General features: G+C 62.5%; 20 protein-coding genes. 9 read left to right on the forward strand and 11 right to left on the reverse strand.

Annotated elements, in window-relative coordinates; genetic code table 11:
* Positions 1-90: 90 nt before the first annotated feature.
* A complete protein-coding gene (locus G9373_RS09460) occupies positions 91-1,230 on the reverse strand; it encodes a cupin domain-containing protein (RefSeq protein ID WP_167114800.1) in 1,140 nt (379 codons plus the stop codon).
* A 21-nt stretch (positions 1,231-1,251) separates the two neighbouring features.
* The gene (locus G9373_RS09465) at positions 1,252-1,584 is read right to left on the reverse strand and encodes a hypothetical protein (RefSeq protein ID WP_167114803.1); all 333 of its coding nucleotides are present in this window, start codon (positions 1,582-1,584) and stop codon (positions 1,252-1,254) included.
* A 106-nt stretch (positions 1,585-1,690) separates the two neighbouring features.
* On the opposite strand from G9373_RS09465, the gene G9373_RS09470 reads away from it, so the two are divergent.
* The 8 genes from G9373_RS09470 (at position 1,691) to G9373_RS09515 (ending at position 11,506) form a co-directional block, all read left to right on the forward strand.
* Positions 1,691-2,524, forward strand: a complete 834-nt coding sequence (locus tag G9373_RS09470; RefSeq protein ID WP_167114806.1) for a class I SAM-dependent methyltransferase — start codon at positions 1,691-1,693, stop codon at positions 2,522-2,524.
* A gap of 688 nt (positions 2,525-3,212) precedes the next feature.
* Positions 3,213-4,391 carry a YcaO-like family protein gene (locus G9373_RS09475; protein ID WP_167114809.1) on the forward strand — a complete coding sequence of 393 codons (1,179 nt, stop codon included), beginning with the start codon at positions 3,213-3,215 and terminating at the stop codon, positions 4,389-4,391.
* 631 nt (positions 4,392-5,022) lie between these two features.
* Positions 5,023-5,778, forward strand: coding sequence for an HEXXH motif-containing putative peptide modification protein (locus G9373_RS09485; RefSeq protein WP_167114815.1), 756 nt, complete (start codon positions 5,023-5,025; stop codon positions 5,776-5,778).
* 1,072 nt (positions 5,779-6,850) lie between these two features.
* Positions 6,851-7,012, forward strand: coding sequence for a hypothetical protein (locus G9373_RS09495; protein WP_167114725.1), 162 nt, complete (start codon positions 6,851-6,853; stop codon positions 7,010-7,012).
* A 153-nt stretch (positions 7,013-7,165) separates the two neighbouring features.
* A complete protein-coding gene (locus G9373_RS09500) occupies positions 7,166-8,602 on the forward strand; it encodes an IS1182 family transposase (RefSeq protein ID WP_167114819.1) in 1,437 nt (478 codons plus the stop codon).
* 221 nt (positions 8,603-8,823) lie between these two features.
* A complete protein-coding gene (locus G9373_RS09505; protein WP_167114821.1) occupies positions 8,824-9,450 on the forward strand; it encodes a nucleotidyltransferase domain-containing protein in 627 nt (208 codons plus the stop codon).
* A complete protein-coding gene (locus tag G9373_RS09510) occupies positions 9,450-9,857 on the forward strand; it encodes a hypothetical protein (protein ID WP_167114823.1) in 408 nt (135 codons plus the stop codon). Before G9373_RS09505 ends, G9373_RS09510 begins: the two co-directional genes overlap by 1 nt.
* A gap of 287 nt (positions 9,858-10,144) precedes the next feature.
* A complete protein-coding gene (locus tag G9373_RS09515; RefSeq protein WP_167114825.1) occupies positions 10,145-11,506 on the forward strand; it encodes a sigma 54-interacting transcriptional regulator in 1,362 nt (453 codons plus the stop codon).
* Position 11,507: 1 nt separating this feature from the next.
* Here G9373_RS09515 and G9373_RS09520 read toward each other — a convergent pair whose 3' ends face one another.
* From G9373_RS09520 to G9373_RS09560, 9 genes are all read right to left on the reverse strand, one after another.
* A complete protein-coding gene (locus tag G9373_RS09520; RefSeq protein WP_167114827.1) occupies positions 11,508-12,098 on the reverse strand; it encodes a hypothetical protein in 591 nt (196 codons plus the stop codon).
* Positions 12,080-12,859, reverse strand: a complete 780-nt coding sequence (locus G9373_RS09525) for an amidohydrolase family protein (protein ID WP_167114829.1) — start codon at positions 12,857-12,859, stop codon at positions 12,080-12,082. The genes G9373_RS09520 and G9373_RS09525 overlap by 19 nt, the downstream gene beginning before the upstream one ends.
* Positions 12,856-13,914 carry an aminotransferase class I/II-fold pyridoxal phosphate-dependent enzyme gene (locus G9373_RS09530; protein ID WP_167114831.1) on the reverse strand — a complete coding sequence of 353 codons (1,059 nt, stop codon included), beginning with the start codon at positions 13,912-13,914 and terminating at the stop codon, positions 12,856-12,858. Before G9373_RS09530 ends, G9373_RS09525 begins: the two co-directional genes overlap by 4 nt.
* A complete protein-coding gene (locus G9373_RS09535; RefSeq protein ID WP_167114833.1) occupies positions 13,911-15,539 on the reverse strand; it encodes a hypothetical protein in 1,629 nt (542 codons plus the stop codon). The genes G9373_RS09530 and G9373_RS09535 overlap by 4 nt, the downstream gene beginning before the upstream one ends.
* 14 nt (positions 15,540-15,553) lie before the next feature.
* Positions 15,554-16,864 carry a hypothetical protein gene (locus G9373_RS09540; RefSeq protein WP_167114835.1) on the reverse strand — a complete coding sequence of 437 codons (1,311 nt, stop codon included), beginning with the start codon at positions 16,862-16,864 and terminating at the stop codon, positions 15,554-15,556.
* A 4-nt stretch (positions 16,865-16,868) separates the two neighbouring features.
* Positions 16,869-17,636: a hypothetical protein gene (locus G9373_RS09545; protein WP_167114837.1), complete on the reverse strand. Its 768-nt coding sequence runs from the start codon at positions 17,634-17,636 to the stop codon at positions 16,869-16,871.
* A gap of 15 nt (positions 17,637-17,651) precedes the next feature.
* The gene (locus G9373_RS09550; RefSeq protein WP_167114839.1) at positions 17,652-18,383 is read right to left on the reverse strand and encodes a hypothetical protein; all 732 of its coding nucleotides are present in this window, start codon (positions 18,381-18,383) and stop codon (positions 17,652-17,654) included.
* 142 nt (positions 18,384-18,525) lie between these two features.
* Positions 18,526-19,710 (reverse strand): hypothetical protein, encoded by a 1,185-nt coding sequence (locus G9373_RS09555; RefSeq protein WP_167114841.1) that lies wholly within the window; start codon positions 19,708-19,710, stop codon positions 18,526-18,528.
* A 111-nt stretch (positions 19,711-19,821) separates the two neighbouring features.
* Positions 19,822-20,583: a LamG domain-containing protein gene (locus G9373_RS09560; protein ID WP_167114843.1), complete on the reverse strand. Its 762-nt coding sequence runs from the start codon at positions 20,581-20,583 to the stop codon at positions 19,822-19,824.
* 282 nt (positions 20,584-20,865) lie between these two features.
* Here G9373_RS09560 and G9373_RS09565 point away from each other — a divergent pair, with 282 nt between their 5' ends.
* Complete coding sequence (locus tag G9373_RS09565; protein ID WP_346842815.1) at positions 20,866-21,147, forward strand: hypothetical protein; 282 nt, start codon at positions 20,866-20,868, stop codon at positions 21,145-21,147.
* Positions 21,148-21,647 lie beyond the last annotated feature (500 nt).

Here is a 21,647-nt window from a genome sequence, read left to right on the forward strand (position 1 = left end):
TAGGCCCTCGTGCGTTCGTCGTGGCCAGTTTGGCGTTCCGCGCGAGCCGCCCTACGTTGGCGGACCACAACGATCCTGGAATCGGGTAGGTCAATCGTGCGTGACTTGAGTTCGGAGGACGATTCCCTCACGCAGCCAGGCGCGAACCAGGGTTACCTTTGCTCGGTCGCTGTAAGCGTCAGGAAGATTACTGATCCGGAACTGCTCAGTTCGCGACAGGTACTCGAGTGCGGAAACGGCCACCTCCGGTAGCTCCATGCGTCTGCCGCAGACTGTCAGCCATACCCGACCATCGCGCAGGCCCCATCGGACGGGGCCGCCCCGCCGCCTCTGCACCACGGTGTCCAGGCCAACACGCTCGTGATCTGAAATTAGCGATTCTAGGGCACCCCCTGGAAGGGCCGTATCCACCCGATCTCGATCGAGGTAGCGCTGCAATTCGGTCATGCAGATCGAAGCGGAAGCGTCGTTCGCCTCGATCAGCTTGCGCATGAGATCCGTAGTTGTGAACGACGTGAAATCGTGGGCGGTTCTTCTGAGCTCCACTGATTGCTGCGCGAGGACGTCAACGAGAGCATGTGCGAGATCAACCCATCGACTCGGGCTTAGCGCGACGGTCAGATGGAGCGACCCTTCGGATCCAGCAGTGGCCACATGAGGGTGCCCGCGAGGGACGTAAAGCACGTCTCCGGCTCGCAGCTCAGCATCGAGGGCCAGAGCGCTGTCCCGGTTCAACTGTGCATTCTGGGTGTGCATTACGGGTAGCTCGTCAGCTGGATCGAAGACGAGCCAATGTTTTGAGCCATAAGTCTGCAGTATGAAAACATCATGCGCGTCATAATGTCTCGCGAACGCGCTCCCCTCGGGAGGTGACAGATACGCATTCACCGCGAGCGCGCAGCACATCGCCGCCCCGAGATCGGCCGCTAATGTGATTACTTCCGGCCAGCGCTTGTGGAGATCTGCGGCGATCACACTATAGCCAGCTCTCCATGCGAGCTCTACCTCATGGGGATCCAACCGTCCGCTGGTTCCGCCGGGCGGGGCAAGCACTATGGCTCCGTCCGAACACCCGGAGATGGTGAGATACCTTTCGAAATCCTCCATACCGAAAAGTTCATTGAAGCGTCGACCGTCGCCGCGCCATAGCGCCGGCGACTTTTCGTATTTCTCTGACCAGAATTCGTCTGCTGACTGCCCGAGTAACCAGCAGAGGTCGTAGGTCAACATAATTCCCGCTGAACTGGCTGATTACTCGATCGTCCCAGTGTCCTCCTTCATGATCTTCTTGGCACGAAGTTCTCCCCGTACGATCTCCGTCGCCTCAAGATTCTCGACGAGATCTCTCTCCTCGTTGTAGACCGGGCGACTGAGTCTGATGGAGAGCTCTGCAGTCAAATTCATGCAGTTCTGCACCGCTGCGTCATGAGTGGAGGCAGCTTCGAGTAGGCCCTTCCTCAGCAGATCCATGAACCCGTCCAGATCATCGGGATCGAGCTCGATCCGTTCGACCTTCGCGCGTTCTTCCTCGGTCGTGTAACGTGTTACGTTTTTGAACACCTGTTCTGGCTCCGTGCTGTCCATTTCCCTCCAATCGCTACCCTCCTAGAGTAAGCTTTCTACGGTCATACCTAAACCCGCATCCACGAATCGGCACTCAAAATTGATGGAAACCCCGAGGGATATTTGCGTGCGATCGACCGCATTAGACGCAGTGCGGCCGATTCAATCGGTGCCCGATACGGGAATGTCGCCGCGTGCGTTCTTTGAATGGTTCCATTCGGAGGCGCCGGACGTGACGAGTGGGGCATTCGCACGAGGGCGCACTTCTGATTCATTGAGCTCCTACGAAGTGGCCCTGCGGGCATGGCATGGTATCCACGCACCCAACACGGTGCTCGATCTTGGGTGTGGTGAGGGGCATCTTTCCAAGGTGTTAGCGCAACAGTGGGCCGAGACTGCCGTCATCTCGGTGGACTTTGCGCGTTACCCCACCGCGACCCACCTGCCGCTACGATGCTGCGCGGATGGGGGTAGCCTGCCCATTGCCGACGACTCGATCGATCTTGTTGTCTGTCATCTCAGCATCCATTTGTTCGATCGGCCGAATCAAGCATTGCAAGAAATCGCTCGCGTACTGCGGCCAGGCGGCGTGGTGTCGATCATCCTGCCGGGAACTCAACCACGCAACGGGATCATGCAGAAGTACCGTCAGAAGATCCACCAACTCGCTCATGATGGTCACCTTCGCTCGCACCTCGTGCCACCGCCGCCGAGTCTGCGACAACTGCGGAACGCGCTTAATGTGGCAGGTTTCCGCAAGATATCGGACCAGGGCTTCGTCCTGAACCTAGACGGCTCGGCAGAGGATGTGTGGCGGTTCGTGGCGACGACCTACGATTGGCCCAGACTCGACAAGGCCGGTTGGGAGGAATTGTATCTATTTTGCGCGCGTCTGATTTCGCAATCAGTAACACACCGACTTAGGTTCAACTTGACCAGCATTCGAGCACAGAAATGCTGACCCGCGAGCATTCCGAGCGCGTCTATCACCACTTCTATCGAATCCCCCGCATGGGGGTGCTAGGCCTATCGGGGGACGGTGGGCCCTTCGGATTCGACATCGCCGCCGCTCTAGGCGCCGACTGGCTGATTCGCAGATACAGGTGCGATGCCATCGTCGAGACTGGGTGTTTCCTAGGAGATACGACGGAGTACTTAGCTCACGCTTATCCCCGTCTACCGATCTTGACCTGCGACGTGACCGAGGAGTGCGCCGTATTCACTCGGCATCGACTGAATGAATACTCCAACGTCGCTGTCACACACGAACACTCAGCTGCGATGTTATCCACTGTCGCGAACTCCTTCGACTGCGCGTTCTACTACCTCGATGCACATTCGGTTGAAAACTCGCCCCTTGCAACAGAGTTAGCGCTGATAAGGCGTGGCGTCGTCTGCATTGATGACTTCGATATCGGGCATCCGCGCTTTTCCCACGATGCCTGGGCGGGTGTATCGTGCAATGCTGCCTTTTTGCGGGCATCGCATGTGCAAGCCGAGCACTACTGGACTATGGATCCGAACGCCGCACTTCCATTCCCGTGTCTTCAGACGAGGCGCAGATCGGGAAAGGCGTGGCTTGCAATTGGGCTTGATACGATGCCGTTTAGCGACTGCCCATGGTTTGTAAGATGGCCGATCCAATGTCAGTGACCATATCACTCGGGACAAGTTTCCGGCACCGACCCGCCGACCGATCTCTTGCCGCCGCACGCTCGCTCTTCGAGCTGTACGGCATACGCAGATTAGTAGACCTCACACGCCTCGACCGTGTCGGAGTGCCGGTCTTCGCAGCCGTTCGGCCACAGGGAAGGACGCTGGCTGTACATGCTGGCAAAGGCGTAACGTACGACGAAGCGGCAGCGAGCGCCGCTATGGAGGCCATCGAGTTCGCAGTGGCCGAGCGCCGGCCTCCCGACACGATCCCGATGTCCGCGACAGAGGCGGACTACGATGTCCTATCGTTTTGCCCGAGACTTGGAGTCGAAATAGGGCGCGATGAGACGCTGCCATCTATTGTCGCCACGTCGGTCGCGGACGGGAGTCCACATCCCGTTCCTCTAAGCAGCGTGTTTCTGGGCGATGGTGTGACGCAGCGTTATTTCGGTTCGAATACAACCGGCCTCGCATCGGGCAACGATGTTGCGGAGGCGACCCTTCACGGCCTATTCGAAGTGATCGAACGAGACACGAAGTCATTTCAGGCTGTCAACGACACCACTCGACTTGTTTCGCCCGAATCTCTCCCCACGCATCTCCAAGCGACAGGCGACGCTATTGAGGCTGCCGGATTGCAGTACTCGCTTCGTTACGTGGTAGGGCCCGTTCCGGTCCCGTGGTTCCGTGCTGTTATTTGGGATCCTCTGGTCGATGACCCGTGCCTTGTGAACGGGGGATACGGATGCCATTGCGACCCTTCGATCGCTGCAATGCGGGCTGTCTTGGAGGCTGTTCAGAGTCGGCTGGTAACAATCCACGGCGGTCGAGACGATCTAGCAGAAACATATTCGCGATTCGAGGGCCTTGGCACCACAGGCCGTCGGCGCCACGTTGGGCGAGTTCTCCGCGTGGCGCGCAGAGGCGCCAACGCAATCGACTTCGCCGAGATCGCGTCCCTCGACGCGACGCTTGATGTCGACAATGCAATTGTTGCGACGGTCAGTGCTGCGAACGCGGCCGGGCTCCGTCACGTGCTGAGATATGTTTACGAAGTCCCAACTACCGATTTGGCCGTCGTTCGTATTGTCGTGCCAGGTGCAGAGAATTTCACGGTTGCTGAGGGAAAAGTTGGCCGGAGACTCCTCTCCCACCTCCGGAGGCAGCATTGAGTCTTGTCTTATTTGCAGGGCCTAGTCTGTGCGGGTTCGATGAAGGAGACCTTCCTTACGATGTCGAACTGCGACCACCTGCGAGGAGGGGCTCGTTCGACCGTCTCAGTGTCGAGTCGGGTCCTGACGTAGCCATCGCGCTTGCTGACGGATTCTTTCAGAGCGTTCCAGCGGTTGGACACCACGAGATCATCGAGGTCTTGAGATCCGGGCGGCAGGTCTGGGGGCTATGTTCGATCGGTGCTATCCGCGCCGCGGAGCTCGACCACCTTGGAATGATGGGGTTTGGCGAGATTTACGAGTCCTTCCGTTGCAATCCGGAGCAGCCGGACGACGTCGTAGCGTTGTTGCACGATCCGGAGTGGCCGTGGAGGCCGGTATCGGAACCGCTCGTTCACCTGAGTAGGGCGTCTAGTCATCTGGTCGAGATCGGATTGATTGACCAGTTGGTAGCCGACGCTGTGATCGCGTCCCTCAAGAATCGCTGGTTCGGTGAGCGGACTATTGGGGAATTCCTGAAGCTCTTAGAAAATCGAATTGGCCGATCGGTGGGCTCTCGCTCGGCAATTGATCACTTTGATGACTTCCGTACCAAACATCACGATCTAGTGCGGTTCTTAGATGAGGCGCCATGGCGCGTGTAAATCTCCTTGCTGAGGTGGGGGGTTTGCCTTTTCTCGATGGAGAGTTCCGTGCGTCGCGACTACTCTCCGCGGTCTGTGCTGTCCGCGCCTGGCGGGAAGGTGTCCACGACCGCGGACACATTAATTGGAGCGAGCTAAAGGTTTTGTTGTTACCGGAATACGCGATCGAGGCGAATCGGAGGATGAGGTCGCCCGCCGACATCGCCAGCGAGCCGCTTTCGGCGGATGAACAGGCAGATATCGACGCGGCACTCGAAGGGTTAGCGCATGACGTGCCTGAGTGGGAAGCGCTCCTGAAACTCCCAGTTCGCGTCAAACGGCTCGTCCGCAGCGAGGCGATGTCATGTTCTTGTTTTTTCGCACCGCAACATATCTATATCAGTCCGCGAGCCTTCTCAGACGAGGTTCTTCTCGGCGAATATCTCCTGCACGAGTTGTGCCATAACTGGACGTATCTATTAGAAGAACTCGAGCCGCTCCAGACATTCCAGGCGCTCGAACGATTCACGCTGCCTTCCGGCACTCAGAACAAGCAGCCAACGGAATTGCTCGGTGCCGCCTACGTTTCCGCGACGCTCGTTCGGTGGTATCGGCGTCGAGGTTTAGCAGGTGAGGAGAGCCGCATCAACCTCCTCACGCGATACCTCGATGGTTGTCTAGACCTAATTGACGACCCGACCTGCCGTCCGCTCACTCCCACGGGCCTCGCAGTGGCCTTCCGGCTGATAGGGGAACGGCGATGACTCTGAATCGAAACCTCGGTGGCGGGCTTCTGGCGTGTTGGCCGACACCGGTTTACACGCGAATTCACGATGCGACAAACGTAAACGCCGAGTTGCGTTCACTTATCATGCGACGAAGTGAGAACGAGTCCGGAATTGTTACCAGCAACCTTGGCGCATGGCAGAGTGAACCGGATCTGCTTACCGATCCCGCACCAAGCATAAGGAGAATCACGAGTTGGATTGATGAGGCAACTTCGACGCTGGTGAAGATTACAACGCCACTCGGCGCCGACGCCGGAGAGTTCGGCGAGCGACGGGCCGAGGCATGGGCGGTTCGCTACCGGCAGTTCGACTCGCAGTCACTCCACGTACACCCCGGTTCCGCGTGGAGTGGCGTGTACTACGTCCATGCCACTCCAGACTCGGGGGTCCTTGAGCTGCTCGATCCACGCCTTGGCTACCGTTCGCGGGGGAACCCTTGCACGTACCGCGTTATACCGTCGTCGGGTCTCCTTGTTGCCTTCCCGAGTTGGCTAGAGCACCGAGTGCTCCCGCACCGAGTGTCGGAAGTCCGGATTTGCATTGCCTTTAATGTCGGCTACCGCTTATGAGCAAGCCGACTATTCTGATGCTATGGCCCACGCGGGTCATTCGGCGTCACGTCGTACTGCCGAATCTTCCTTCTGAGCCACCTGGCGAACGGCTTGATTCGGGTAACTGGCTAAGTATTCGCGATCAGGTTTTCGACGCCGCGACCGAAGTCTGGGCCGACTTCAGCGGGCTAGCCCCGAGTGCGATTGAGTCGTGGGGCGCAGGTGACTCAGCGCCTCCGTCGTACTGTGCCGGTTCGTGGCACGGTTTGCTCTGTACCGCCGGATCGGCCGAACTGTTGCTTCATGACCCTCGCGCCGGCGCTGCGCTCAGTATGGCACCAGGTCTCCCATTTGGTCGCTCGCTTCGCTTGACCTTGTCGGCCGGCACATTGGTAATTGCACCGGGATGGGTTGGTTGGTCGCTAGCTCCCTTCGCAGAGCGCAGAGAGGTCCGGTTCGTACGGTTACGGCCAAGTCATCAATGACAGGTATCGACCATGGCATCACCGACAAAGACCGACCTGTCGACGCTGCTGATGGTCGACTCGACGTCTGCGCGGGACCGGGACGACGCCTTCGCCATCACCCCGCTCGCCGGGGCGCGTGGGCGGGCGGTCGAGGTCCATATCGCCCCGATTTCACTCCTCGGAGTGGCGTGATTCCTGTTCGACGAGTGACGCCGCTTCTGCAACACCCCTAGGAGCGTGGGTCGGTAACACGCCGGGCGGGGTGTTCGGGTGATGGTCGGGTATGCGAGATGATGGGGCGTGCCTGATGATCTCGATGATGGTGGGTTATTCGAGGTAGACCCTGTGCAGCGGGTCGAACCCGATTTCGGGGTGCCGAAGCGGCCGGTGGACAAGACGTTCCGGGCATTCGACCCGGAACAGGGGTTGTTGCTGCCGCCGTCGCTCGACGACTGGCTGCCGGCCGAGCATCTGGCCCGGTTCATCGCCGAGCTGGTCGACGAGCATCTGGACCTGTCCCGGATCCGCGCCGCCTACACCGAGGGCCGCGGCGCCCCACCCTATGACCCGCCGCTGATGGTGCGGATCCTGCTCTATGGATACACCACCGGGGTGCGCTCGTCTCGGGCGATCGAGGGCAAATGCGTCGATGACGTGCCGTTCCGGTGGCTCGCCGCGGGCGCGGCCCCGGACTATCGGGCGATCGCCCGGTTCCGCAAGCGGCACCTGTCCGCGCTCGGCCACCTGTTCGTGCAGGCATTGGCGTTGTGCCAGGCCGCGGGCATGGTCCGGCTGGGCCGGGTCGCCCTGGACGGGACGAAGGTGCGGGCGAACGCCTCGAAACGCAAGGCGATGAGCTACGCCCGCATGTCGGAGAAGGAGAAGGTCCTCGCCGACGAGGTCTCGGCCCTGCTGACCGAGACCGAACGGATCGACAAGGCCGAAGACGCCCGCTTCGGCCGGAACAACCGCGGCGACGAGCTCCCCGAGGAGCTGCGGCGCCGAGAAACCCGGCTGGCGACGATCCGGGCGGCGAAGGCCGCCCTCGAGGAAGAGGCCCGGCAGGCGGCGCGGGAGCGGGCCGAGGCGAAGGCCCGCGACCGCGGCGACGACGATGACACCGCCGCGGGGGCGGGCACGGGCGCGGCCGGTAAGGCGACGCCGAAACCGAAGGCGCAACGCAACTTCACCGATCCGGACTCGAAGATCATGCTGACCGGCGACGCGGCCTTTCAGCAGTGTTACAACGCGCAGGCCGTGGTCGACGAGAAACATCAGGTGATCGTGGCCACTGACGTGAACACCAACGCCGCCGATGTCGGCAATCTGATGCCGATGACCGAACAGACCGCGGCGAACACCGGGCAAGTCCCGGACCAGGTTCTCGCCGACGCCGGCTACTGCTCGGCCGACAACCTCGACAGCGCCGCCGAGTTCGCCGACGAACACGGCACCGAGTTCTATGTCGCGACCGGACGCCGGCGCCGTGTCGACCCGCCACCGATCGCGCCGCGCGGGCGAATCCCCAAGTCCGCGAACGGCAAGCAACGAATGGCCCGCAAGCTGGCCACCCGGAAGGGCCGCAACGCATACGCCCGCCGCAAGGCCATCGTCGAACCGGTCTTCGGTCAGATGAGCACCCTGCAGAACGCCAAACAATTGTTGCTCCGCGGACTCGACCAGGCCCGCGGCGAATGGCTGCTGCTCGCCGCCTGTCACAACCTCCGCAAGCTCCACGGCGTAGTCGGTGTCCACGGCCTCGCGACCCTCGCCGCGAGCTGACCTCCCGGTCAGCCGCCACCCGCAGAGCTCGGTACGGACACCCGCGCAACCTGCGCTCATCCCGAACCAATCTGCCCACCCACCGCCGACCCAATCGACTCCGGCGGACCCTGGCAACGATCCCGATTGGCAATACAGACCCACGCTCCTAGGCCATCCGTACTATAATACGGGTAGGCGTACAATAGTGCGTGAGATTGACGTCCCTAGGGAACGGAACTATGGATCTGATCCGGCCGCTGCAGACGGTGACGCCCACGCTTGATGGTGAGGTGCTCGCTGCGCTGGCAGCCGCATCCGAGGCGACATTCACGACCGGCCAGTTGCACCGGGTGCTGCACCGCCATTCGGAAGAGGGGATACGGAAGGTGTTGCAACGATTGAGCAAGCAGGGCACGGTGCTGTCTTCGAGGGTGGGCAACGCATTCGTGTATCAGCTCAATCGTGAGCACCTGGCCTTCCCTCATGTCATGGGTCTCGCCGGTTTGTCCGGGGAGTTCCTGCGCAGGTTGGAGGCGCGGTTGGCCGGCTGGGAGATTCCCCCGGTGTATGCCGCCGTGTTCGGGTCGGCTGCACGCGGAACGATGACGATCGACAGTGACATCGACATCTTTCTGGTCCGGCCGGACGACGTCGCAGGCGAGCGGTGGGATGAACAGGTGGCGGAGCTGACGGCCGAGGTGACCAGATGGACCGGCAACGATGCGCGGGATCTGCAGTTCGCGGAGAGTGAGATCGCCGGCCGCGGCGCGGACGAGCCGGTCCTGCGGGATGTGGCGAAGGAGGGGCTGACGGTGGCCGGTTCACGGGCCGGTTTCACCCGATTGCTGCGTCGGGGGAATCGGTAGTGGGGCGGACGCGGCCGTGTGACCAGGCGGTCCGCCGAGGCCGGCTAAGAAAAGCCGAACAGTTCTTTCACCTGGCCGAGATCGGTCGCGACTTCGCCGACGAGCCGGACGGTGTCGATGATGCGGTCGTGACGTTGTGGGTGCACGCGGGCATCGCAGCATCGGAGGTCATCTGTTGCGCGCGACTGGGTAAGCATGCGCAGGGCGAGGACCACAAGGATGCTGTCACGCTGCTCGGGTCCGTCGACACGGCCACGGCGAAGCACCTCAGTGTGCTGCTGGGCCTCAAGACGCGGTCCGGTTACACCGATACGCCGACGAGTCGTACCGAATCGAAGCGCGCCGAACGTGCCGCCGAAGCTCTGATCGAGGCGGCCCGTCGCGCGCACGCTCAGGCCGGAAACTGAACGTCAGACTCGACACTGGCGGACATCGGAACCAGAGCTGATCCAGCGAATGGAGCCTCGACCGATCAGTGACCTGATCCGGGAGTTCTGCAAGCCTTTCGAGCGTCTAACGATCAGTGACATGGACGAATCGCCAGAGGACGATGAAACAGACCGGTCTTGATCGCAATGTATCCCCACCTAGCCGTGACCTCCACCGCTATCCAACTGAGAAGAGATGAGCGCTCGCGAGACTCAGTATCTCGACATCGATGTAGTCAGGGGTCTGCCGATGATGTCCGCGTCCGATGTCGTGGATCGTTGATCTCAAACGTGACAAGAAGTCGAACTACGTTGTGCAGGAATTGTGTTCAGCGGAGGATGATCTTCGGCTTGATGCCGCATGTGGCAAGGGCCGGCTCGGTGTCATCGTCTGTTCGGCGCGGTGTTCTTGGCTGGACATTCGTACAGCTCTGCAGAGCGCCGCCGCCGATGCGCAGGTGATCGTCGTCCACGTAGGCCGGTCCATGGTGGATCCGTGGGCGGAACTCGCGGCGGGGGCAAGCGATGTACTGCGGTGGGACGATGACACCGAACCGATCCAGGCCCAGCTCGCGAGAATCCGTGAAGTGGAGGAGTTCATCGATTCACGCACCGTGTCGGAGGTCATTGTTGGTCGAAGTACGGCGCTGCGTCGGGCTCTGCGTGAGTTGATCACCGCGGCGCGGTTCGGGTCGGGTCCGATCCTCATACTTGGTGAAACGGGAACCGGTAAGGAGCTTGCCGCGAGGGTCGCTCATCAGGTTGAGTGCTCGAAATCGAACGGTCAATTGGTGGTTGTCGACTGCACGACAATTGTTCCCGGGCTGCTGGGAAGCGAGCTGTTCGGGCACGAGCGGGGTGCATTCACCGGGGCGGTCGCCGCCCGGTCGGGTGCATGCGCGGCGGCGGATGGAGGCGCTCTCTTCCTCGACGAAGTCGGTGACCTACCACTCGAACTGCAGCCCGAGTTCATGCGTGTGGTCCAGGAGGGCGCATACAAGCGCGTCGGTGGAGATCGGTGGCAACACAGTAATTTTCGATTGATTTGCGCGACCAACCGAGACTTGGCCAGGGATGTCGACACCGGCCGGTTCCGAAGCGATCTCTACTATCGGATCGCCGCGTCCACGGTTCTGATGCCACCATTGCGTGAACGTGGCAGCGACGTCCTCGACTTGTTCGCTCATTTCTACGCCGAGGCAAGCGGTCGAAGTGATCCGGTCCGGTTCGACGCTGCCGTGAAACGCGCGCTGTGTGAGCGCACTTATCCGGGCAATCTGCGCGATTTGCGCCAGGTGGCGCACCGCGTGGCCGCACGACATGTCGGTGGGGGCCCGATCACCCCGGGAGATTTACCCCCCGCGGATCGGCCGACGTGTACTCATGGTGATGCGGAGGCTCCGTCTACCGGCGCGGTGGCTGACGAGGCCCTGGTCACGGCGGTGCGTGAGGCGATCTCTGGAGGGACGACACTCAAGGAACTGCGCGACGGGGTGGGCGATCTTGCGGTCGACGCCGCAATGGCCGAGTGTGACGGCAATGTGCGGGCAGCTGCAGCGCTGCTCGGGGTTACCGATCGGGCGCTCCACTTGCGCCGCGCGCGAGCGCGGGACGCGTCGCCTACCTGACTCACTCCACACGGACGCCCAGCTCGGCGGCGATCTCCGCATAGAGCGGGTCGGGGACGATTCGTGCGAGCTCGCCGTACAAGGCGGCGAGTTCCTTCCACATGACGTCGGGCCCTGGCTGAGCGCCGCCCGTTCCACGTACCGCCTTGCGGTTGATCGACCGAAAAAGATGCGCGCGAACGTGCTTCTCCACCGCGTGTCCGAAGAAGCCTGGTTGGTCGACGCGGGGGAAGGCGATCAGACCTGGCAACTTCTTCGTCCCGACGATTTCCAGCGATCCGAGCCGATACGCGCCTCTTCCGCCTCCGGGCCAGTCGACCGAACGCGCGAAGATCTTGACCGCACCGGCACGCCCGCTTCGTACCGGAGATCCCGATTCGTTGATCGGCAAATACGTGATCAGCCATTGAGGACGGTCCGGGTGCAGCGACTTGTACTTGCGGAGCTGGTCGAGGCCGCTCCTCTGGCCAGCCGCGGTGTGTGGTTTGATTTCGGCGATCCCAGCCATCTTGGGTTGAAGGAACTGGACCGCGCCGTCGATCTTGTCCCAAGTTCTGGTCTGAAACTCCTCATTCACGGTGAGCGGTTGCATCGGATTCTCCTTGGGGTGGGCCTTCGACTGCGCTTGATCAGTCGCATGACGTTTCCTCCGGTCACCAGCGAGAAGTCGAGGGGGGCAAGCTTCAGCGCGGTGATTTTCGCCAGTTCCACACCCGGATGTAGATAGGGTCCGTCCGAGCCGAAGAGGACCTTGTGTGCTCCGGCTCGTCGGATCGCGTCGAGGAGGATATCGAAGTATCGGACGCCGGCGGTGTCGGTGAACAGGTTGGGGGTCCGCGTCAGCTCGTCGATGAATGCCGTTTGCGCTTTCCAGTCGTCGGCGAAGGATGACAGGTGTGGGACGATCCAGGCGACGTCCGGGAAGGCGTCGGTTGCCTTCCGTACCGTGGAGATGTCTCCTCGCGGGTCGTAGAGGATCGGGAGGCGGTGGCGGCGCGCGACCTCGGCAATTTCCTGGGTGATGGCGCCATCGGACCAGTGGACCTTGATTCCGCGCGCACCCCAGCCTCTAGCCCCGGCGACCACCTCGTCTACCCGGCCTCGATCGCCTTCCGGGTTCACGAAAACGTATCCGAGGTAGCGGCCGGGATTCGCCATCACAACCTCCGACACCATGCGGTTGGCCGCCGCATACTCGCCGACCGGGGGCGCCATGATCACGGTGCATCCGATCCCGGCCTCGACTGCCCGAACGGCATACCGGACAAGCGATACGTCCGGTTCGCCCGGCCGCGCCAGAATTCCGGCAGTGCCGGTATGACAATGCGAGTCGATGATCGGATACCTGCTCACGCGGCCGCGCCCCAACCATCACGGCTGAGTCGCCGCACCGAACACATCAGCCGCTCGATATCGCGCGTCGAGTGCCGCGAGCTGAGAACGAAGCTCAGAAGGGCAGCGCGCCGGCACCGTGGTCGCTGGACGATCACGCCGATACCGTCCGCACGGAGCGCCTCCCACCACCGCGCAGCAGCCCCGGTGGGCATCGGGATACCCACGATCGGAAACGGCAGGCCGTTCAGCGGAAGGCTCTCTCTCACGATCGCGCTGCGGAGCGCCAACACGTGAACCTGCAACCGTAGACGGCGCCGGTTCAGCTCGCGGGGAAGGGAGAGGGCTCGCACGGCAGCCGACAGATCCGGCGCCGACGGTGCACTCGAGTGCAGGCGATTGCCATCGCTGCGCAGTACTCGGAGTGCGCCCGGCGGTCCGGTCACCACGGCAAGTGGAGCCCCATACGCCTTCGCGAACGACGCCACCCACAGCACGCCGTCATGACTTGCGCCCAGCCACCGGACGGTGCCGGCCCCATCACCGAACAATTCCCGATGGCCCCTGCGCCCCAGCACGCCACACGCGAGTGAATCGTCGACAACGAGAAGGCCACCCGAACGCACGGCGAGATCTCTCAGTTCGCCAATGGGTGCCGGGCGATTGCAGCCGGGGCACCACCCATCGGTGGCGATAAACAACCGCCCACCGGTGTCGGCGATCGTGTCGGGGCGGTGATGGCCGTACGCCCACACCTGGGCACCAGCCTTCCGTGCCAACGCCGCGGCCACCTGGACGGTGGGGTAGGCCGCCTCGTCGACCGCAACCGTGTCTCCGGACCGGGGCAACAGCGTGAAGATATCGATCAAGGCATGCAGCGTCGAACGAGCGACGACCCCGGCCCCGGCGCTCTGCATGTCCGCCACCGCGGCCGCCACGTGACGGGCGCTTGGGTCCTCAGCCAGAGCGGCCGGGACACCGGTGGTCAGCGACTCCCATGCGGGCAGTGTGCGCGCCTGGTGGCGCAGGTCGAGGAACAGTGCCGTTGTGACATCGAGGCGGGGGCCGGCTGTCATGCCCGAGACCTCTGTCGCATCAGTCTGCGTGCGATGAGATCCGACGGCATGGTGGCATCGACGGTTGCCTTGACATCGATCCCCAGCACAGTCTCGAGATTGGCGATGTAGCGTTGAACCGGGTTGCGATGCACCAGTGCCCAATTCGCCGCATCCTCGCGCTTTCTGGTGGACTCGTTCCAACGCCCATGCCGGATCGAGAGCAGGAGCTGCTCGCCCTGCACGGCCAGCTCGTAGAAATGTGTGATGCTGGTGTCGGACCACCTTTGAACAGATTTCATCGTGTCGACCCGCTCCATCCACGGCTCTTCGTACGGAATCATCGTGGGCCCGCCGAGGAATTCGTGCATCTCGGGTTGGGCGAGGAGCCACTGCATGGTCAGCATCTCGGCCCGGGCCGTGACCGCCAGGCTCGCGAACTGGTTGTGTGCACCGCGAGCGAGGATGAGATGCACTTCCTGCAGGTTGCTCAGCAGAGGGAACGCGTCGGCGTCGACCGTCTTGTCGTCGTGCTCCTTGTAGAACTGGACGCACACGTGCAGCAATCGGTGGAAGGCCTCTATGAACTGGCTACGCCGCTCGGACAGTATCGACGCGTGCGGAATCGCGCGCCCGCGTAGGCGCAGGCCGTACTCGTACTCGTATTCGGCTGCGCGTCGCCGCACGGTCAGCCTGTTCTGCTCGTCCTCGGAGAACGGCCACAGGAAGGACCGCAACGACATCAGAGGGTTGATATTGCACCGGAGCAAGGGGTCACCGCCCGGACCGGGGCGGCGATTCTGGAACCGAGCAAGGATGCGGTTCATCGTCTGAACGAGCATGCCCTCCTCCATCCAATAGTTCCAGATCAGTTCCACGAACGGGACGTTCAGGAGCGGGAACCGGGATTCGAGATATTTGTCGTCCACTTCGTGGGTTTCTGGATGTGGCTCGTCTCCATACGGGTGGGAACCGAGGTATGCCTTCGAGGGCGGATCAATGTTCGCGACATAGGACTTCTTCACGGCCGCGGACACCGTAGCTGCACTCAATTCTCCGCCGATGTTGTTCTTCGGGACGGCCGCGCGCGTGACAAACTCGTCTGCAAGTCTCTTGAGCTCGCCGTATGCCTTCGGGCCGTAATAATCCGCCGCCTCCTTCGGAAGTTTCGGTTGCACAAAGTCGCGGAACTCGTCGAAACGCATCCTGCGACTGATCGCCCCGATGAACCGCCAGAGGACCTCATCACCGCTCAAAGGTGGATCCGCGGCGGCGAGCGCAACCGTCATGGTCGGCTCAGGGTTCGAAGCGGGGAGGATTGTGGTGACCTTCGGGGGGTTTTCGCTCCAATCCTTCTCGTTGAGGTCCTCGACGTCGTTATCCTCCGCCCCTCGTACCCAGTAGACATAGAGGTCAACGTCATTGCTGAACTGGACTTCGGGTTCGAAATCGAAGCCTTTGTCTTTCTTTAGAAAGGCGCCGACATATGCGTACGGGTGCTCCTTCGTCCCTTTGCCACCGGGGAACGGGGCATCCTGACCGTCGATCGTGAACCAGTAGAATCCTTCTTTCTCGTAGTCGAGTTGGATATTGAGTGAACCGATCTGACCGACGCGAATCGGGTCCGGATTGATCGAGATGATCATGACATCTGCCTTTCTCACGATGCGCGCCGCGGCGGCGTCGCGATGGGTGGGGAGGGGCGGCGTGTGACGTCGAGGCTGCTGCGGACCGCCCACGCCGAGAGCAGGTCGCGCAGGATGGGAGATTCGCGCTCGGGTGTGATCAGCCCGGCCACTTTCGCCTGACCGACCGCAGCGAACACCAGTGACGGGGACTGCCGTGCCATCACTCCGAAGTCGCCGTTCCATTTTTTGTACAGGGCGAGCAGCTGGTCCGGTCTCCGTTCGGTAACCGGCCAGATCTCGCCGAGCCGGCGGCCACGCAGGGCCGGAGAGCGGTGGTTGAGCAGCAGGTCGACGAAGGCGCCGATCGTGGCCTCGTGCCGATCGATATCCGCCCGCCGTTCCGCGGTCTGGTCAGCGATGGGATACAGCCGTTTCCAGGTCGAGCGCATGGCCGCCCATTGCGGATGTGGATACAGCGCCTCCCCGATCCGCGTGCTGATCAGAACCCGCATGTAGGGCATGGGGTGTGGATCGGTGCCCGAGGGGCGGAAGACAAAGAATTTCGGCAGGCTCACCACGGCCAGCAGACCGACCGTGGAGGTGATGCCGATCTTCCCGACCGACCAGCAGTCGGCGATGATCTCGCTGATCCAGCGGTACCAGACATCCCAGCCGCCTTGAGGGTTCGCGCGGGCCGCGTTGGTGATGTCGGCTCGCAGTGACTCGACCAGACCTAGTTGTGCGGCACCCTGATGGCCGACCTCGTGGATGAGCGACGACGCGATTCCGCTGCCGATCATGCGTTCACGCGGGATCCGGATGATCGCGACGGGATTCGACCTGCCACCGGGCAACCGGGTGCGTGTCCGCCGGATCGCAGCGCCGGCACCGCGGGCGAGATAACAGACCACGGGTGCCTCGGCGAAACCTTCGACGTTCACCCGAAGCGCGTCGGCTGCCAGAACGTCGAGACCGGACAGCCAGACACCGGTACGGTGTTCGCTGCGTTGGGTGATGGCCTCGGTGAACAAATCGAACTGTGCGAGAACGTTGTTGAATGCCATGCGCAGGATGACGAAGCGGCGTTGTTGCTCACCGTTGTCGGCGCTGCGGCCGGGTCCGCGCAACCAGGCCAGGTATTCGCGCACCTGCCCGCGGAGGTGTTCGCGACTCTGGAAGAGGAATCGTTCGATGGTCAACAATGCGTCGTAGGGCGGTGCTGCCGCGGTCACCATTGTTTCGTTCAGAACGAACGGCTGAATCAGATCGAGGCGGCTCATCAGTCCCCTGGCCTCGCTTTCGATCAGCTGCGTTGCCCACGCCCGCTGGTCCACGGCACTCACCGCCTCACAGGCCGATCAAGGTGACGCGGTTGCCCTGGCGCACCCATCGTCCCGACGCCGCACCGACCATCGGCGGCGCGGAATACGGGTCACCGGGTTGTTCCACCCAGCCGGTGTCGTCGGTGGTGTAGTCGCCCCCGGGCATGTAACCGCGGCGACGACCGCGCCACGGTGAGGGTCGCCGGCCCGCCCGGAGCAGGGCTGGCGCGTAGATCCGTGCGGCGCTGACGGTCGCGGCGCGTGCCGCCACACGCGGTGGCACCGAGCGCGGCGTACGAGCCGCATTCCGGTAGGAGGCGCCGGCGAATCGGATGAACCGCCGGGCTGCCTCCTCCTCGGCTGGGATCTCACCGAGCATCGCCACCTCCTCCTCTTCGAGGAGGTTGCCAGCCATCGAACCCAATTTCGAACCGAGCGCGGTTCCGACGCCGGGCAACACCATCGAACCGAGTGCACCACCGACCATCGGCAAAGCCGTCTTGGCCACGTTCTTGACAAGGCCGCCGATCATCTTGCCGATCGGGGACTTCACGAATTTCGATGCTCCACGAAACACCCCGCGTGCGAGTTTGCCGAGGAACTCGTCGAGTTCCTCCTCAGTGGTGATCTCGAGCAATTCGGCGACCAACGCCGACTCACGATCTTCGCCGAAGACGCTCTCGTAGTTCTGGTTTCCGAACTCCCACGATCCTTCTTCTTCCAGGACCGCCGAGTTTCCTTCTTCCTCCTCGGTAAACTCGAACAACCCGCCTTCTTCTTCCAACATGCTCATCTCTGGCTCACCCATTCACGCGTCGATGATGATGATGTTTCTTCCGCGCCGCACCCACCGGCCCGACTGTCGCCTCCTGCGCCGTGTGCCTGCCATGGAGATCAGGCCGGGCAGGTGACGCTGTGCGGCTACCAGCGCAGCTCGGTTCGCTGCAACTTTCGGAGGAATCGATCGGGGCGCCTGGGCGGCGGTACGGGCGGTGTTCCCGGCGAACCTCACGAACGCGCGGGCTGTTTCGAATTGGCGATCCTCGGGCGACAGTCCTTCGACATCGAGACCGAGCTCGAGCTTGCTTCCGAGCCACTTGCCCGCGCTCTGACCCCATGCGCCGCCACTGCCTGGGGCGATGTAGTCACCGACTGCCTGGCCAATCTGGGGCAGCACCTGCTTCGCCGCCGTCTTGAGGACGCTGCCGACTGCCCGGCCCGCGTCCGAATTGGCGAAGTTCTTCGCAGCGGATACCGCCGAGCTGACCAGGTTCCCGAGAAATCGGTCGAGTTCCTCGTCGCTCGTGATCTCGAGCAATTCGGTCGCGAGCGTCGACTCGTTCGTAGTTTCCTCGGTGACGCTTTCCTCGTAGAGGCCTTCGCCGTAGGTTCCGGTCTCCTCCTGCTGCCCGTAGGACCCGGTTTCCTCCTGCTGCCCGTAAGATCCGAGCTCTTCACGTTGGCCGTCGGTTTCGAATTGCCCTGTTTCGCCGTACACCTCCCCGCTGTCTTCGAAGAGAACGCGATCGATGTCATGCATGGTTGGTTCCTCTCACTCGAAGTGGCCGAACTCCCTACCTCCCTTACTGCACAAAACGTGCCAACCCTCGACCAGCACGTTCGCGGCCGAAGGTGTGAAGCAAGATTCGCCGACAGAGCTCAGCGAGGGTGGTCGGGTGAAGTCAGCTTCGGGAGCCACCGGCGGCGATGCCCAGTTGCGCGCGGTACTTGGCCACCGCGCGCCTCGAGACGGTGAACCCCCGGGCTGAGAGTTCCGCGCAGAGCTGGCGGTCGCTCATCGCGGTGCCCTGCGCGAGAGCTGACAGGTGGGAGCGGACGGCAACGGCCGTGCCGAACAGGTCCGCGAAATCGACGACGTTTCCGTCGGGAAGTCGTAGCCTCTTGTCCTTGACGGCACGCGACACTGTCGAGGCGTGAACTCCGACGAGCGTGGCGAGATGCGAGCGGGTGAGTGGCCGGTGCGCCCGCGGACCCTGGTCGAAGTACTCGGACTGGTACTCGACGGCGGCTCGCACGATCTGCGTGAGCATGTTGGCTCGGGCGTCGAGCTGCCGGATGAGGTCGTGCGCCTTGCGTTGATGGACGAGCAGCCACTCGGATGCCTCGGCATGCGACGCCAGTTCCTCGGGAACGGCGAGAACGCGGAGCCCGAACCAGGTACTGTCCTCGACCTCGATCCCGAGCACTCCCTCCGCATTCTTGCTGACAACGATGTCCGGCGGGGTCCGCACGACAGGTTGTGTGTCGTCACCGAGAGAGACGAAAGGACGCATGCGCCGGGCGATCAGCTCGAAGGCCCGAGATGCGGCAATCTCGGACGTCGCGAAGAGTCGAGCGACCTGATTGGAGTCCCGGGCGGCGACGAGCGCGAGATGGTCGCGAACCAGGTCGACGAGCCACGGGTCCGCACACTCCGAGTCGACGAGAACCCGCGCCTGGGCGGCGAGAAGCTCGGGGACGGTACGCTCGGCCACCCCCACGGAACCGACCGCCTTCACAGCGCGGATGCATTCGGTGACGTGCGCAAGCGGCACACCGTGCAGATCGGCGATTTCTGCCGCATCACTGTCGAGGAGGCCTCGGACGGTGAGGTGGTCGAGGAACAGCGCCATGACTGGCCGACATTCGGTGCGGACTTCGCACATCGCGAGCGCTGCCAGCTCGTCGAACGGTGACGCCAGCGTTTCGGAACTCGGTCGCGCGTGCGCACAATTGGTGCACTGACCACCGGGTCTGGGACGTCCGCAGCTCGGGCATGTGGCCCCGGATGCGCGTTCGAGCATCGGATTGTCATCGAGGGCGATCTCGACCGCCTCCACCAACTCGTTGTGAGTCAGAGGCAGCATGGCCAACGCCTGCAGCAGGCCCGGCACTGGCCGCAACTCCATCGCCGCCTGAAGGGACTGGCTCGGCGAGGAAGCGCCCGCGTCCGATCTCATGGTGCCGGTGCCGCCGGACTAGGGGGTGGCATCGGTGTAGAGCGCGGCAATCTCGGTCGGTGTCAGTAACCGGTTGTAGAAGTACACATTGTCGATGGCGCCTTTGAAATGACTCTCGCCGTCTTTCGACCCCATTCGCACGGGCGCATTTCCGTTGCGCAGATCCACATCGTCGATCGAGTACTTCTTCACCTGGGGCCCGAAGCTGTCGGTGTCGCGCAGCACTCCGTTCTTGTACAACCAGATTCGATGCTCGGGTTTGCTGACTGAGGCGACGAGATGGATCCACACTCCCTGCGCGACGGGCTCTTCCACATAGCTACCCGGACCCTTCCCACCGCGATAGTCGAAATGGTAGAAGCTGATCCGGTTATGCCGATTCTCGGTGTTGTCTGCGCTGTAAATGCGAAACGTCCATTCCTCGTTTCCACTGTCCTCGCTCACGTCGCCCTTCCCGAACCAATGCACGTAACCGGTGCCTTCTTGGGACGAAAAGAGAAGTTCGCCGGAAGGGGTAACCGATGTCCCCTCGGGACGAAACCACACGGAGATCGACAGATAGCCCGTGGTGTTCACACTGAAATCGTCGTGGTCCGGAATCGTGAGCACGGAGCGGGCACCGTCGAAGTGATACGCCGTGCGCGGGGCGCAAAAGCGGTTCCGGGTGGTTGTCACGCCGCTCGTATGTGCGTCATGACCCTTGCCGCTGGAGTCGGCCGGGCTGTCGTTCATCGTGTAGGCGCCCACGAGACCGTGAGTCGGAACGTCCGGCGAGTTCATGGCGGAGTGTTTGGTCTCGGCGGGCGCGTACAGGATGAGTGACGCTGCCGTGCGGCTTCGCCGGGTGAGGTCTCCATCTTCCTAACCATTCATGGAGTGTCAGCTACGTGCCGGCCGCCAGTACGCATTGACGCGTCGCTTGGAGGCCTTTCGTCCCGAAGAACTAGCGGGTCTCATCTGTAGGCATACATAAAGCGTAGGCGTCCTCAACGGACTGTACGTTGCGTTCGAGAATTGACGCTTCGGTCTCATTTGAGCGTCCTCCGAGTTGAGTCTCTGATCGTGCCGGAGGAGTTCCCCGCGCATCCGAACTGGGCCGTCTCGCAGAGCCAGTTCGCGTACTGGGAGTTGTTCCCGTCAATCGATCACCTAGTGCCGGTCGCCGGCGGCGGCGCCGACGATGAGTCGAACTGGATGAGTACGTCGATGTTGCGCAACTCCGCGAAGGCACATTGGACCCTCGACGAGCTCGGCTGGACGCTGTCGCGGCAGGCGATTACAGGACGTGGGACGGACTGGCCGGATGGCTCATCGAATACCTACACACGCATCCGGAACTGGTAACCGACAAGTACCTCGCCCGATGGTTCCGCGCCACCATCGACGTCCGCGCCGAGCTGCCCCGGCCACTGCCGCCACTGGCGGATGTCCGTTTTGTCCGTTGTTTACCGCGGTAAACAACGGACAAAACGGACATTGTTGATTCGTGGCTCGCGGGGAGCGTGCGGCCGGGCCGGTCGATATTCCGCGGCTCACCCGGGTGTCCAGCGTGCCCCGATGGGCGATCACCGTTCACGTGGTGAATGCGGTCGAGAGTTGCAGAACTCGACGACAGGAAGCATTGAGCTACAAAACGTTTTCGGACTGAGGGTCGTGCAGCGATCGAACCGCTCGGTCAACTCGGACCTGCTTGGGCATCGACGACAAGGTCCAGCGCGCTGAGGAACCCGGGTTCGCAGGGATCGCATTCACAATACGGGCAGCGCGGCGGCCCTCGGGGTCGAAGTGCGACCGACACGGGCCCTCTCACGGTATTGTTTGCGACATGCGCCGTTCCGGGCGGG

Source organism: Rhodococcus sp. A14 (assembly GCF_011603105.1).
In the GTDB taxonomy this organism is placed as follows: Bacteria; Actinomycetota; Actinomycetes; order Mycobacteriales; family Mycobacteriaceae; genus Rhodococcus_F; species Rhodococcus_F opacus.

Bases quoted from the DNA above. Each gene is read 5' to 3' on its own strand.
- G9373_RS09460 (WP_167114800.1), bottom strand. From the start codon at position 1,230: ATGTTGACCTACGACCTCTGCTGGTTACTCGGGCAGTCAGCAGACGAA.
- G9373_RS09465 (WP_167114803.1), bottom strand. From the start codon at position 1,584: ATGGACAGCACGGAGCCAGAACAGGTGTTCAAAAACGTAACACGTTAC.
- G9373_RS09485 (WP_167114815.1), top strand. From the start codon at position 5,023: ATGGCGCGTGTAAATCTCCTTGCTGAGGTGGGGGGTTTGCCTTTTCTC.
- G9373_RS09495 (WP_167114725.1), top strand. From the start codon at position 6,851: ATGGCATCACCGACAAAGACCGACCTGTCGACGCTGCTGATGGTCGAC.
- G9373_RS09505 (WP_167114821.1), top strand. From the start codon at position 8,824: ATGGATCTGATCCGGCCGCTGCAGACGGTGACGCCCACGCTTGATGGT.
- G9373_RS09515 (WP_167114825.1), top strand. From the start codon at position 10,145: ATGTCGTGGATCGTTGATCTCAAACGTGACAAGAAGTCGAACTACGTT.
- G9373_RS09520 (WP_167114827.1), bottom strand. From the start codon at position 12,098: ATGCAACCGCTCACCGTGAATGAGGAGTTTCAGACCAGAACTTGGGAC.
- G9373_RS09530 (WP_167114831.1), bottom strand. From the start codon at position 13,914: ATGACAGCCGGCCCCCGCCTCGATGTCACAACGGCACTGTTCCTCGAC.
- G9373_RS09535 (WP_167114833.1), bottom strand. From the start codon at position 15,539: ATGATCATCTCGATCAATCCGGACCCGATTCGCGTCGGTCAGATCGGT.
- G9373_RS09545 (WP_167114837.1), bottom strand. From the start codon at position 17,636: ATGAGCATGTTGGAAGAAGAAGGCGGGTTGTTCGAGTTTACCGAGGAG.
- G9373_RS09550 (WP_167114839.1), bottom strand. From the start codon at position 18,383: ATGCATGACATCGATCGCGTTCTCTTCGAAGACAGCGGGGAGGTGTAC.
- G9373_RS09555 (WP_167114841.1), bottom strand. From the start codon at position 19,710: ATGCTGCCTCTGACTCACAACGAGTTGGTGGAGGCGGTCGAGATCGCC.
- G9373_RS09560 (WP_167114843.1), bottom strand. From the start codon at position 20,583: ATGAACTCGCCGGACGTTCCGACTCACGGTCTCGTGGGCGCCTACACG.